The organism is Nonomuraea solani, assembly GCF_900108335.1.
In the GTDB taxonomy this organism is placed as follows: Bacteria; Actinomycetota; Actinomycetes; order Streptosporangiales; family Streptosporangiaceae; genus Nonomuraea; species Nonomuraea solani.
Map to the genome: position 1 here is coordinate 1 of NZ_FNVT01000047.1, position 13845 is coordinate 13845.

The following is a 13845-nucleotide window of genomic DNA, read 5'->3' on the forward strand; positions in this document are numbered from 1 at the left end:
CATCTGATCCGCAACGCGCTGCGCCCGGTGCCGCGCAAGGACCGCGCCGCCCTGGCCGCGGAACTGAAGAAGGTCTACACCGCCGCCGACGCCGAGGCCGCCTTCGACGCCCTGGCCGACCTCGCGAGCAGCCCGTGGGGCAAGAAATACCCGCAGACGGTGACGGTCTGGGAGAACGCCTGGGACCGGGTGATCCCGTTCCTGGCCTTCAGCCCCGGCGTCCGCAAACTGCTCTACACCACCAACACCATCGAGTCGCTGAACTACCAGCTGCGCAAGGTCACCAAGGCCCGCGGGCACTTCCCGACCGACGACGCCGTCGTCAAGCTCCTGTGGCTGGCCATCATCAACATCGAGGACAAGCGAGCCCGGGAACGCGCCGCCAACAACGCCGACCAGAGCGCCCGCAGCGGCTACCCTGGCCGCCTCGTCGAAGGCGCCAAAACCTACGGCTGGACCGAGGCCCTCAACGAATTGGCCGAGGCATACCCAGGCCGCATCAGGTAAAACAACCAAGACCAGCAGCAAGATCAGCTTTACACACTACGGGTTACAAGCTCTCTTGAAGACCCTTCAGTTCGCCTGAACTCTGGGATTTCCAGGGGTCCCAGTAGAAACGGGGGTGTGTCCAGTCAGTGGCTCTGGCACACTTTCGGTGGTTACGGAACGTGATAGTTCGTGTCGGTTCATGGCTATCTCGGGATGCTGTGTCAGCGTGACGCCGGCGTGATGTAAAGGATCTTTCGGGGCTGGTGTTCCCGCAACTGGCCGGCCTGGTCATTGGCAGCGTTCAGGCGGGAGCCGGGGCGATCGTGGTGCATGTCACGTCCACCGGGGTGCCGGTGGCGTGTCCCGGCTGCGGGGCGGCCGGGCGGGTGCATGGCTATGTGGATCGGCAGCTGGCTGACCTTCCGGTTGGTGGGCAGCGAGTGCTGGTGCGGCTGCGGTTCCGGCGGCTGAGGTGGGCGACGGTGGGGTGCGAGCGGCAGACGTTCCGGGAGCCGTTGCCGGCCTGGCCGAGCCGTATCAGCGCCGCACGGTCGCCTTGACCGCGCAGGTGGGGGCGGTGGTGCGGGAGTTGGCCGGGCGGGCGGCGTCTCGGCTGCTGGCCGTGCTGGGAGTCGGGCTATCGCGGCAGAGCGCGATCCGGTCGTTGCTGCGCCTGCCTTTGCCGATTCGTCCGGTGCCGGCGGTGATCGGGGTGGACGACTTCGCTCTCCGCAAACGGCACCGCTACGCCACGGTGATCATCGACGCGATCACGCGGGAGCGGATCGACGTGCTCGCCGACCGTCAGGCCGACACTTTGGAGGCGTGGCGCCTACGCCGAAGCGATCCGTCACGCCCTGCCTGAAGCGGTGCAGATCGGTGATCGCTGGCATGTCTGGCACAACCTGGCCGAAGCCGTGGTGAAGGAGGTCGCCGCGCACTCCTGTTGGGGCAAGATCGGCCCGCCGCCGAAAGAAGGGGTACGGGCCGCCACCACGCGCGAGCGCTGGCAGCAGGTCCACGCCCTGCTCAACCAGGGTGTCGGGCTGCTGGAATGCGCCCGCCGCCTGGGCCTGGCGCTCAACACCGTCAAACGCTACGCTCGGGTCGGCCAACCCGAACGGCTGGTGCGCGTGCCGAAGTACCGGCCCACGCTCGTCGATCCGTTCCGCGACCATCTGCGCCGACGCCGGGCCGAAGATCCCGCCGTCCCGGTCCAGCAACTTCTCGTCGAGATCAAGAAACTCGGCTACACCGGAAGTCAGAACCTGCTCTACCGGTATATCAACCAAGGCCGCGTCGAATGCGATCGGCCCATGATCTCGCCCAAGCGTTTGGCCGGCCTTCTCCTCACCGAGCCGAGCAAGCTCACGGGCCACCACACCGAGCGACTGGATGCCGCCCTCGCCGCCTGCCATGAGATGACTATGCTCGCGGGACTCGTTCGGAACTTCACCGCTCTCCTCGACCCCAAGCCGGGCAACGACCAGCTACTGACCGCCTGGATCGAACAAGCGCGTCAGGTCGACCTGCCGCACGTGCACGCCTTCACCCGCGGCCTGGACTACGACCGAGCCGCCGTGAACGCCGCCCTCACCCTCCCGTTCCACAACGGCGGCACCGAAGGCGTCAACACCAAAACAAAAATGATCAAGAGGCAGATGTACGGACGAGCCGGTTTCACACTCCTCCGCCATCGCATCCTGCTCGGCTAACCACCGTCCGTCACCACCGAAAGTGGGCCAGAGCCAGTGACCGTACAGTCCCCCGCTTCCAGGGTTTTCCAGGCTCTGGCGCCGTCCGGGAAGACTCGTGCCCATGAGCCGTCTGCGGTGGTGAACACGAGGGTCTGGCCGCCGTCGGGTTCGTTCTCGCCGTACGCGGTGACGTCGGGCAGGTGGAGGTGGGCGATGAACCCGAGATGGTTTCAGGATTCGAGGAAGCGCAGTGCCGCGGCGACGAATTCGTGGTGGTGTTGCCGATGGTCCGGTAGATGTTGTTTTGTTAGGCCATCGTGACGACGACCTTGCCGGCCTTCGCGCGTCCTGCCTCGACGTAGGCCAGCGCTTGCCGGGTTTCCCTGAACGGGAAGACGGTGTCGACCACGGGCCGGATCTTGCCCGCGTCGATGAGCGGGGTGAGTTCGCGGAGCTGGTTGCCGCTGGCTTTCATGAACAGGAACGAGTAGCTGACGCCGTGACTGCGGGCGCGGCGGCGGGTCTGGAAGCTCAGCGCGGACACCACGAGCTGGATGATCAGATTGGATCCGAGTTCCTTGCCGACCGCGGCGTCGGGCGGGCCCGCGACACTGATGACCTTCCCGCCGGGCTTGAGCACCTGGAAGGACTTGGTGAGGGTCTCGCCGCCGAGGGAGTCGAGGACCACGTCGTAGTCGTGCAGGACCGTCTCGAACGCCTGCTTCTTGTAGTCGATGACGACGTCCGCACCCAGGGTCTTGACCAGGTCGATGTTGGCGGTGCTGGTGGTCGTGGCCACGGTCGCGCCCAGGTGTTTGGCGAGCTGGATGGCGATGGTGCCCAGGCCGCCGGAGCCGGCGTGGATGAGGATCTTCTGGCCCGGTTGGAGCTGTGCCCGCTCGACCAGGACCTGCCAGGAGGTCAGGGCGACCAGGGGGAGGGATGCGGCTTCTTCCATGGTGAGTGTGGCCGGTTTGATCGCGACGTCGTCCTGGTGCACGGCGATGAGTTCGGCGAACGTGCCTATCCGGTCCTTGCCGGGCCGGGCGTACACCTCATCGCCCACCGCGAATCGGGTGACGGCCGCGCCCACCTCGACCACCACCCCGGCCAGGTCGTTGCCCAGGATGAACGGGACCCGGTAGGGCAGGATCGTCTTCAACTTCCCGTTCCGGATCATGAGGTCGAGCGGATTGACGCTCGCCGCGTGGATCCGGATCAGGACGTCGTCGACGCCGACCCGCGGGTCCGGCACCTCACCGGCCTGAACACTGGCTTCGCCGCCGTAGCTTTCGACCATGAAGGCCTTCATCGTCGTCTCCCTTTTCGTTCTCTGCTGCTTCAGGCCGGGTTAAGTACGGTGGACAGGTTCTGCTTGACGTTCCGGGTGGGCTCGTCGGCGAGGATCTCGGGGCGGCGCGCCGTCGCGTACACCTTCGCTCCCTGCTCGACGAGCTGGGCGGCCAGATGGCGGCCCAGCCCCCGGTTGGCTCCGGTGACCACGGCGACCGCGTTCTTCAGTTCCATGCCTGCTCCTCACGTTGCGGGGCCCGTGTGAACGGACCCATCTGATTTAGATTATGTTTCAAATCTAAATCAGAGTGTAGGTTAGAAGTCAACCAACATCCAAATGGGGGTGGCTGATGGGCCGCGTATCGCGGGCGCAAGCGCTGGAGAACCGCAAGCGAATCGTGGAGAGCGCCTCCCGGCTCTTTCGTGAGCAGGGCACCCAGGTCAGCGTCGCCGATCTGATGAAGGCTGTCGGGCTGACTCACGGCGGTTTCTATAAGCAGTTCGCCTCCAAGCAGGCGCTCATCGACGAGGCCACCACCCACGCCTTCGACGAGCGCACCCAGCGCCATAGGGCTGCGCTCGAACGGCACGCCGGGCAACTCGAGGCCCAGCGGGCGCTGATCGACGCCTACCTGTCCGTCGAACACCGCGACGACCCCGGAGGCGGCTGCCCCGTCGCTGGTCTCGCCAGTGACATGGCACGCGAACCCGGCAACGACGAGGCCCACCGCGTCTACACCGAAGGCGTCGGCGACTTGGCCGATTGGCTGGCCACCGACGACCAGGACGGCCTTACCCGGCTGTGCACCATGCTCGGCGCACTCCTGCTGGCCCGCGCCACTAAGGACTCCCCCCTGTCGGAGGAGATCCTCACCGCCGCAAGGGCGGCCCTGACGACTACCGCCCGATCTGGGACGTGAGGTTTTGTCCTGGCTCTCGGTGGACACGGGCGTGCCTTCCGCGAGTTCGTTCCGTGGTCTCGCAGGAGCGGGTCCACTACTGCTGAGGGCCGATGCGGTCGCCCATGTTGAGTTCCAGATCGAGGATCATTTCCGGTGGTCGGAGAAGATCGTTTCGTGCCAGCTCGACGTTTCATAGGTGGTCGGATATGAAACGGCGCGGCCCGGTCTCAGACGGAGGACCTCGACCAGGTGCGTGTGACTTCGAGCGCTTGATGGCGGTGCGGCTTCAGAGGTAGATGGCGCGACCGCCCTCGAACCGCCTCACTCGAGCCTTCGGGCTATGCGGCCCACCTCGGGTGGCGGCGGGAGACGTGGCATCGCCGTGAACATGCCTTCGTCTCCGGAGGTGCTGAAGAGGGCCCGTTCGGTGCCGTAACGGATCGCCCCGTGAATCTCCTCTTCCGTCGCCAGGAGCTGGTGGGAGAGCTCCTCCAGCGTTGCCGAGACGGTGCAACCCGGGCTCCACATCGCCACGGCGGCCAGGTCGGCGGCGAACGAGGTGTAACGGTGGAACGCGTCCTGGCGCCGGATCATGGTCACTTGCTCGTCCGGCAGGCGCAGCACCTCCTCAACAGGCGGCGGGCTCGCGGAGGGACGATAGCGGGTCACCTCGGCGGAGGTTTCGGCGATCACCAGGCCGGCCGCCACCAAGAGCCGCAGCAACTCCTGCCGCGTGGCCGGTGCGGGCACACCCAGTTGTACGGCGTAGTCCGACAGATCCTCGGCAAGAGGGCCGCTCCAGTCGCCTGAGCTGCTGGACCATGGCTGGTACGCGGCGGCGATCTGTTCCTCGGTGGCGTCACCGGCGGCGGCCGCGACCTGGACGGCGTGAAGCACCTCCTGACAGGGCAGCCCGAGAACCGCCTCCCAGCCAGTACGCCCGGACTGTACGGCGGGTCGGCTCCGCGCCAACCAGCGGGGAGGCTGAGGAGTCCCAGGGGCCGCCCAGAACTGCATCCGCCAGAGGTCACCCTCCGATGCCTCGAATCCGGGAATCTCCGGCGGAGTCCTGCGGCAGAAGACCCGGACTCGATACATACCCGGTGCTCCGAGCCGGAGCGGTCTGTCTGCGTAGTTTTCGCCGTAGAGCACGGTCGTCAGCATGACGGAACCGGTGTTGGCGTAGTACGGAGTCTCGACCACGTCGTGCCAGACGTCGCCAAATGGGGGAGGACCGTGATGCGCCTCCAAGCGCACGTGATGGCGCGCGTCGCGAGCTGACGCCTGTAACCATCCATCGCCCGCCTTGGCGATGGTACCGCCAGGCTGCGCGTCCACCGCGTGCTCGTCGAGCAGGGGCAGCCCCGGTCGCGATCTGGATGCCGGATCGACGCCATGAGTGTCCCTGACGACGATCGTCCCGTACTCGGGCCAATGATCCTCTACGGCGATGATCCTCACGCATTGACCGTAACGGTCAAATGGCCGGCCGGTGAAAGTGTTCGCGTTGGTCTCGATCCGCATCGTGATCTTGTCGAGAATCGAACGTTTCTCGACAAGATCACCAAAGCGGCTTCGATGTCATGATCAACGCCGCTGGAGTGTCCAAAAAACGTGTCGAAAAGTTCGAGTGTCCAACAATCTTCGCGGGACCGTTTCTCATACAATGACGCAGTGACGATCACCCCGACCGCCGCCGGGAACGCCGGCACCCCCGCCAATGATCTTGCCGTTGATGATCCGTTGGCCGCCGAACCCGCCAACGCCTCCGGTGCCCTCATCGGCTACGCCCGGGTCTCCACCGCCGGCCAACTTCTCGACCGCCAGCTCACCGCGCTCAAGGCGGCCGGGTGCATGCGGATCTTCTCCGACAAGAAATCCGGCAAGAACGCCGAACGCGAAGAACTCTGGAAAGCGCTGGACTACCTCCGTGAAGGCGACACCCTCGTGGTGCCCTCCCTCGACCGGCTCGGCCGCTCGCTGCAAGACCTCATCTCGATCGTCGCCGGCCTGCGCAAGCGCGGCATCGGCTTCCGCTCCCTGCACGAGGCCCTGGACACCACCACCCCCGGCGGCCGGCTGGTCTTCCACGTCTTCGCCGCGCTCGCGGAGTTCATCCGCGAACTCATCGTCGAAGGCACCCGCGAGGGCCTGGATGCCGCCCGCGCCCGCGGCCAGCGCCTGGGCCGCCCCCCGGCAATGACATCCGAGCAGATTCGCCACGCCCGCGACCTGCTCACCCATCCGGGCAACAGCGTCTCCAGCATCGCCCGGCTGCTCGGCGTCAGCCGCTCCACCATCTATAAATACGTGCCCGAGCTCACCACCGGCGACCCACCTACCCTGGCCGAGCCCGCGAGCCAGGGCCAACTGCCGAGCGGCCAGTAGACGCTGATCCCACCGTCCCGTCCGCCGACTTCCGAAAAGAGGGCTGTACGAGTCCGGCCTGCGGCGCGACGGTGAAGAGATGGACCCACCACGGCCGTCGCTGGCCGAATTGGGCGGCGCCCATCGCGAGCAGGCGCTGGAGCGCTACCGGATCCTGCGCGCGCATCTGGACGACGGCGTGCCCTTGGCCCGGGTGGCCGCGCACGCCGGACAGCCGTATCGCACGCTGCAGCGATGGCTGGCCGACTACCGCCGGGACGGCCTGGCCGGGCTGGCCCGCCGACCCCGGTGTGATGCCGGCACCCGGCGCCTCCCGCGCGCTGCAGATGCTGATCGAAGGACTGGCGCTGCAGCGTCCGGCGCCGAGCATCGCCACCATCCACCGCCAAGTCGCCACGGTCGCCGCCGAACAGGACTGGCCGGTACCGAGCTACGCCACGGTGTACGCCATCGTCCGCAGCCTGGACCCGGCCCTGACGGTGCTGGCCCAGCAAGGGGTGCGCCGTTACCAGGAGCTGTATGACCTGGTGTACCGGCGCGAGGCCGAGCGGCCCAACCAGATCTGGCTGGCTGACCACACTCAGCTCGACCTGTGGGTGATCGCCCCGTCCGGTAAACCAGCCCGGCCGTGGCTCACCGTCATCGAAGACGACCATTCCCGGGCCATCGCCGGCTACGCGGTCAACCTCGGCGCCCCATCGGCGCTGACCACCGCCCTGGCCTTCCGGCAGGCGATCTGGCGCAAGAGCGAGCCGGACTGGCACGTGTGCGGCATCCCGGACGCCTTCCACGTCGACCACGGCTCCGACTTCACCTCGGCCCACCTGGAACAGGTCATGGCCGACCTGCGCATCCGGGCCTACTTCTCCCTGCCCGGTCAGCCGCGCGGCCGCGGCAAGATAGAACGGATCTTCTCCACCTTCAACCAGATGTGCCTCCCCGCCCTGCCCGGCCACGCGCCCCGCAGCACCCGCGACCGCGCCGGCCAGGCCCAGCTCAGCCTGGCCGAACTGGACAACGCGATTAGCACCTTCGTCCGCGAGGTGTACAACGTCACCCCGCACAGCGAGACCGGTACGCCACCGCAACAGCGCTGGGAGGACGGCGCGTTCATCCCTCGCATGCCCGACTCCCTCGATCAGCTGGACCTGCTGTGCTCACCGTGGCCAAGCCCCGAAAGGTCCACCCCGACGGTATTCACTTCCAGGCGCTGCGCTACCTCGACCCTGTGCTGGCCGCTTACGTCGGCGAGGACGTCGTCATCCGCTACGACCCCCGCGACATGGCCGAGATCCGCGTCTTTCACCACGACCGCTACCTGTGCCGGGCCATCTGCCCCGAGCTGGCCGACCGCACCGTCAGCCTCAAAGAGATCACCGCCGCCCGTACCGCGCGCCGCCGTGAACTGCGCTCCCAATCACCGAGCGGACCAGCATCGTCGACCGGCTGATCGAGGCTCATCAACCCGCCGCCGCTCCTGGCCTCCCTGCCACCGCCCCGGCACCGGCCCAGGAGGCGGCACAACCGCGGCTCAAGCGGTACCGAGAGGAGTGACCGTGATCTGGGGCGACACCGAATCTGAACACTTCCAGGAACAAGCGGCCTTGATCGAAAAGGCCCTGCCCAGCCCGCAACTGTCAGGCCCCGACGCCCCCATCGACGAGATCGACTTCATCGTCACTAAGGAACACCGCCGCTTCACCGAGTTCGCCGACGCCGTACGCCGCGACCAATACATCGGCCTGTGCTACGGCCCGCCAGGAGTGGGCAAGACACTGTCGGCCCGCCGCTACGCCCACTGGCACGAAGTGGCGCCTTTCCTGCGTGGATCTTGCGCTCGAGACGGGGAAGGCCAGGACCGCCACGACTGGCACACCCTGCTCTACACCCCGACCGTCAGCGCCACCCCCCGCCTGATCGACAAAGAGCTCACCAGCATGAGCACGACCTTCGGCACGCTGCGTGCTCCCGACCCCTACGATCGGCGCACCTTCACCAGCCTGCACGCACTCACCCCCTTCGCGGAACTACTCATCGTTGACGAAGCCGACCGGCTCAAGACCGCGTGCTTGGAACAACTGCGTGACCACTACGACCGCAGCCGCCTCGGCATGATCCTCATCGGCATGCCAGGCATCGAAAAGCGCCTCGCCCGCTACCCCCAGCTCTACAGCCGTATCGGATTCGTTCACGAATACCGGCCACTGTCCACCGACGAACTCACCTTCGTCCTGCAACGCCACTGGGCCGTCCTCGGACTACCGCTGTCGGCCGACGACTTCACCGACGCCGAAGCCATCGCCGCCGTACACCGCATCACCACCGGCAACTTCCGGCTTCTCCAACGCCTCTTCGCCCAGATCAGCCGCATCCTAGAGATCAACGACCTTCACACCATCACCAAAGAAGTCGTCGAAACCGCCCGCGAATCCCTCGTCATCGGCTCCCTGTAGTCAGGGCTTTTCCGTTCGAAAACCGTTCGATTATCCGACACACACTCACTCCAGATCGTTCCAACCCCATGGCCTGCGCGGGAGAACCCCCAGGCTCAGCCGCTCGACTGCACGGTTTCTCCAACAGAACAGGTCGCCACGCCCAATTAAGCGTGGCGACCCGGCCTTCCTTACAGGTGCTGCTGATGGGGGACGGACCTGAGCTTAAGCAGTTCCTCCAGCCTGAGCATGTCTTCCATGGTGTCTGCGAGTCGCTGGGTCAATTGGTTCAACTGCGGCCCCAGAGTGGAAGAAGGGCTTGTACTGACCCGATCGAGTCGCCTGATGATCTGCCACAACTCACAACAGGACACTGAGAGGGTTCCCAATACCTGACGATCACCGACGTCTCCATGGGCGGGGGGAAGAGCCATGATGCACTCCTTGTCGTTTGGCGGGTCGATTATCTTCGGGCCTGGTTCTTGTCACTTGGTGGCGCGGGCGAGGACGCTTCGCTGGGGGGCGGTGTTTTCCAGCCCAGCGTGTGCGAGGCCGAACATGGGTGTCGGGAAGTTGCCCCACGAGCCTGCGCGCGAGGTTTTTCACCCACGCGCTGTACAGCGCGCAGATCCATTGCCACAACTGCAGGACGATCAGGATGCCGGCCATCGCCGAACTCACCAGGAGCTTGTGGAAAGCGTCCGCTGTGGCCAGAGTGCTGGCCTGTGGTAGGCCCAGTTCGGTGGCATACAGATAGGTCGCCCCGGCGGTCACTAATCCGACGATCGTGGGAGTCCGCAGGAACTTGCGTTGACTGGCGTACCACCCCAGCAGCGCGCTTGGCGTCAAGGAGGCGTAGACCATGAAAGTGCCGTGCTCGGGCCAGAGCAGACCTGACAGCAGCCACATCGACTGCAGGATCACCCAGGTCTGAAGTAGTGGCCGGGAGATCTTGTCCAGGATGCTCGGTGTATCGGATGGGTTGAGTCTGATCGAGGTGGAGTCGCTGGTCGAAGAAGCCTTAATACGCATCCTGAAGTGTGGATATCCACTGGCGGCTGCGCTACCTTGGAGTTTAGAGGACATCATCAAGAGCCTTTCTGGTGATGAAGTGACCGGTGGTCATTGGTGATGCTTGGAACGCGTCCGAGTGCAGATCGGACGCGTCCCGTCTCTCCGGCGGTGGCTATTGCGATCTAGGTCGAAATAGCCACCGCTTATCTGTTCCAGATGAATTCTGGTGGTTTGCCCAGCCTAGCGAGCAGCCGACTGGAGTCAACAGCAAAACGGGGGCCGTGAGACACAAATCTCCTGGTCAGGGCCTTGCGTTGATGCGTTCTTCGCGTTCCGTTGAAGTAGAAGCAACAAATTCGACATCCGACTTCAACGCAGCTCCCAACGATGTTCAATTGATCTCTTTGATGGCGGCACTGGAACATCTACACTCGCGTCATGGGTGCCGAAGGCCGCCGCGACTCTCCGTCGCGGCAGGGAAAGATCACTAATATCGCGAACGCTGATCAGCTTCTGCGTTATGCGGCTCAGGCTCAGTTGGCGAAGATCGGTTCTAAGCAGACGCGCATCGCCGAAATTACTGGGCAAGATCGCGCTGCAATCACGAAGAAAATCCAGAAGCTCACAGTCGAATATGCCAAGAAGCTGGATACCATCATCATCGCTCTTAAGCCGGAGATGGATCGGCCTGGTGGATTGGCGTCGTTGGCCGTGCGTCTGCGCGGGTTGGAAGACGCCGCCGGCTTGAGCGCGCAGATTCCTGCGCCTTGGACCAAGGAACTGCTCAAGAGCCACGCAGAGGACGAGTTCGCGGTCCTCATTCAGGCATCAGGTGTACTGTCGCTGTTCATGGCTTTGCAGTCACGTCCAGGCCAGGCGCAGGTGGACATGACAGAGATCGTTAGCCGCTATCGCGAGGAGATCAGAAAGCTCGTCGATCGTCTCATCATCATTGGGGGTTCGCCGCCGACCCCGCGCAATATCGACGCCCTGGTACTTCTCGGCAGCCTCGGAGCTTATGCATTCGATCTCGCCGATACAGGATTGAGGACCGGCCTGGAGCGAGCCATCCGGACCAAGCCCTTGGGCTTTAGGGCATGGCGCGCGGTCTCCAAGACCGTACGGATCAGCAAAAGCCTGGGCCTGCAGCCTGCGGGATTAAAAGACTGGGTACAGGTACTTATCGAGGATGCCGAGGATCTTCGGGAACGATCCCTGTATCCAGCCCGAAGCCTGGACCTGGAGCTAGCACTCAACGTCCCGAAGGCATGGTCGCCCTCCCATACACGTGGTTTGGATTGGGCAGGTGCGGCCCTCTTGAACCGGGCGGAGAACACGGACGCATCCCTGCGTGAGCGCGGCACCGCAGCGCTCGGGGCCTGGGAACGCGCGCTCCGTGAGGGCCGCGACCCCGCCCCAGTCAAAGAGCGTCTGGAAGTTCTGATCAGCAGCTTCACCGACGAGGCTAAAAAGCCCGGAGCCAGCGCCGGGCCCCTTTGGGTGGCCGCCACACTGCGGTCTCTGCTCACCACCGGCGTAGGCGTCTGTAATGCATGGCCAGAGGGCGAGGCACCGTGTCGCATAGTCGTTCGCGACACCGCCTTGGAACTCCAGAATGCCGCCGAGCGGATACCTCTCGCCATCCTGCCGGACACCATCACCTTGGTGGAGCACGCTCTGCTCCAGAATCAAGGAGTCCACCGGAGAGAAGCCATCGACACCTTAAGCGCCGGTGGATGGGCCACTCCGGTAGCCCGCGCTTTAGAGACGGTCCTTATACATAAGGACAGCGAATCCTGGCTCCGCTGCCGTGCCCTCTTCGCTCTTGGTTTCCTTAATGTTCGTGACTCTAGCGTGTCCCGGATCCTCAAGGACGCCTGCATAAAGGCTTATTATGAACTGGAGAGATTGGAGAAAGAGGACCTGGTGTCCAAGCCGCAAACCTCCGAGCTGCACGCGGCGCTGTTCGCCGTGGGTGACTGTTTTGGGGCCACAGGCGCCGAGGCTGAGGCTAGGGACATTCGCCATCGGCTTGAAAGAATGCTGCAGGAAATCGTCCACAAGAGCAAACACCGCCACAGTCCTTCCTACGTGCCGGTGTTGCGCGCCACTGCCTATCTGCTTGTCGTTACTGCCCAGCCACAGATAGGCGCGGAGGAAGATCTCTCTCATCGGCTCCTGACAGAACTTTCGAAGGACGCGGACGAGCCCACCGCCGACCTCAGCAGATGGGCCCTGGGCTTTCGGTTCGGCCCGGGAGGAACGATCCGGCCGCTGCACCACGCACCGTTGTATCCCTCACCGGACGCATAGACGTTTCGCCGCGAAGTCGGGGTCGGTCGCGGCGAGCGCCGCAGAGGCTGCCGGAGCGGCAGCGGCATGTACGGCTCGGCAGCATCGAGGCCAGCGCCTGCCCATGAAACGAAGGCATACGTTGTACTTGCGCTGGACAGCCCAGATGCACAGCTCTGTCCTTTGGATCGCGGCGGATCGCCGCGAACACCCGGCGTAGGCAAAACCGCCCTGCGCACGATTATCAAGGAAGTCGTGGAGACCGCTCGCGAGTCCCTCGTCATCGGCATACCGTGACCAACGCCAAATAGCGCTGAAAGTTCACCGTCACCGAACGCTCAAGGTCACACAGGTGCGTCCGGCACGGAAATCGTTTCACAGCGTGTTTCAAATCTGCTAAACCTTTGAACCAACCCATGAAACGATTCCTGGGTGAGCGACACCGAGGACGCCTTCCTGCGCGTGGAGGCCTTCGCCTGCCCGATGTCAACGTGCGGCGCCCCGGCCGGATCGCCGTGCCGGACGACCAAGAACCGGGTGGCGATCCAGTACCACACCGCCCGCTTCCGGCTCGTGCCCGCGCTCGCGAAGGCGCTGAGCGTGCCGATCCCCGCGCTGCGCCGGCCGGGCACCGCCTGGACCGAACTGCCCGCGCCACCGGCGGCCACCGCCCCGACCGGTCACGCCCGGATCGGCTACGCCCGCGCCTCCACAGCCCGCCAGTCCCTGGACACCCAGCTTGACGCACTCAAAGCAGCCGGGGTGCCCCGCATCTTCTCCGAGAAGGTCTCCACCCGCATCACCACCCGGCCCGAACTCGAACGCGCCATCGCGCACGCCGCAGACCTGCGCGCCTCCGGCGTCAGCGTCACCCTCGTGGCCCACGAGCACAAACGCCTCGGCCGCGGCCTCGAACTCGCTGAGCTCGCCGAACGGCTGCGCGTCGGCGACATCGGCCTGGAGTTCCTCACCGGCGAACTCCAAGGCAGCCACGACCCCGGCGGCATCGTGTTCACCGTCCTGGCCGCCCTGTCAGGGATGGAACGCGAATACATCCGCGACAAGACCCTCGACGGCCACGAGTCCGCCCGCAACCGCGGCAAGAATATCGGCGGCGCCACCGTCACCGACCCCGCCATGCTGTCCATGGCCCTGCACCTACGCGACCAAGGACAAAGCCTGCGCGACATCGCCAGCCAACTCCTCATCACCCAAGGCGCCAAGAAGGGCAAACGACCCTCGCCCGCCACCGTCATGCGCATGCTCCGCGACCACGACGAACACGCCACCACGGCCTCACAGTAGGCCGATCATTGACCCACTACCTCGTAACCGCAG

10 protein-coding genes and 2 pseudogenes are annotated in these 13845 nt (G+C 65.1%); 9 read left to right on the forward strand and 3 right to left on the reverse strand.

What is annotated here, in order from left to right:
* On the forward strand, positions 1–507 hold a 507-nt coding region (locus tag C4V41_RS59195; RefSeq protein ID WP_200825026.1), incomplete at its 5' end, for a transposase.
* Between the two features lie 242 nt (positions 508–749).
* Positions 750–2204: pseudogene (locus tag C4V41_RS59200) on the forward strand (transposase).
* Positions 2205–2493: 289 nt separating this feature from the next.
* On the opposite strand, the gene C4V41_RS59205 reads toward C4V41_RS59200, so the two are convergent.
* On the reverse strand, positions 2494–3498 hold the full coding sequence (locus tag C4V41_RS59205; protein WP_103964810.1) for an NADP-dependent oxidoreductase: 1005 nt from the start codon (positions 3496–3498) through the stop codon (positions 2494–2496).
* Positions 3499–3527: 29 nt separating this feature from the next.
* Positions 3528–3713: an SDR family NAD(P)-dependent oxidoreductase gene (locus C4V41_RS63780; protein ID WP_200825027.1), complete on the reverse strand. Its 186-nt coding sequence runs from the start codon at positions 3711–3713 to the stop codon at positions 3528–3530.
* A gap of 116 nt (positions 3714–3829) precedes the next feature.
* Between C4V41_RS63780 and C4V41_RS59215 the strand changes: the two genes are divergently transcribed.
* The gene (locus C4V41_RS59215) at positions 3830–4399 is read left to right on the forward strand and encodes a TetR/AcrR family transcriptional regulator (RefSeq protein ID WP_103964811.1); all 570 of its coding nucleotides are present in this window, start codon (positions 3830–3832) and stop codon (positions 4397–4399) included.
* 303 nt (positions 4400–4702) lie between these two features.
* On the opposite strand, the gene C4V41_RS59220 is transcribed toward C4V41_RS59215, so the two are convergent.
* Positions 4703–5905: a DUF6042 family protein gene (locus C4V41_RS59220; protein WP_103964812.1), complete on the reverse strand. Its 1203-nt coding sequence runs from the start codon at positions 5903–5905 to the stop codon at positions 4703–4705.
* A gap of 150 nt (positions 5906–6055) precedes the next feature.
* On the opposite strand from C4V41_RS59220, the gene C4V41_RS59225 reads away from it, so the two are divergent.
* From C4V41_RS59225 to C4V41_RS59250, 6 genes and pseudogenes are all read left to right on the forward strand, one after another.
* Positions 6056–6769, forward strand: coding sequence for a recombinase family protein (locus tag C4V41_RS59225; RefSeq protein WP_456093872.1), 714 nt, complete (start codon positions 6056–6058; stop codon positions 6767–6769).
* Positions 6770–6848: 79 nt separating this feature from the next.
* A pseudogene (locus C4V41_RS66480) lies at positions 6849–7046 on the forward strand (helix-turn-helix domain-containing protein); the annotation flags it as partial.
* Between the two features lie 16 nt (positions 7047–7062).
* Positions 7063–9222, forward strand: coding sequence for an AAA family ATPase (locus C4V41_RS66485; protein WP_146104262.1), 2160 nt, complete (start codon positions 7063–7065; stop codon positions 9220–9222).
* A gap of 940 nt (positions 9223–10162) precedes the next feature.
* Entirely contained in the window at positions 10163–10333 is a 171-nt protein-coding gene (locus C4V41_RS62620) for a hypothetical protein (RefSeq protein WP_160150787.1), read from the forward strand.
* A 320-nt stretch (positions 10334–10653) separates the two neighbouring features.
* Positions 10654–12528, forward strand: a complete 1875-nt coding sequence (locus tag C4V41_RS59245; RefSeq protein ID WP_103964813.1) for a hypothetical protein — start codon at positions 10654–10656, stop codon at positions 12526–12528.
* A 411-nt stretch (positions 12529–12939) separates the two neighbouring features.
* A complete protein-coding gene (locus tag C4V41_RS59250) occupies positions 12940–13812 on the forward strand; it encodes a recombinase family protein (protein ID WP_235031090.1) in 873 nt (290 codons plus the stop codon).
* Positions 13813–13845 lie beyond the last annotated feature (33 nt).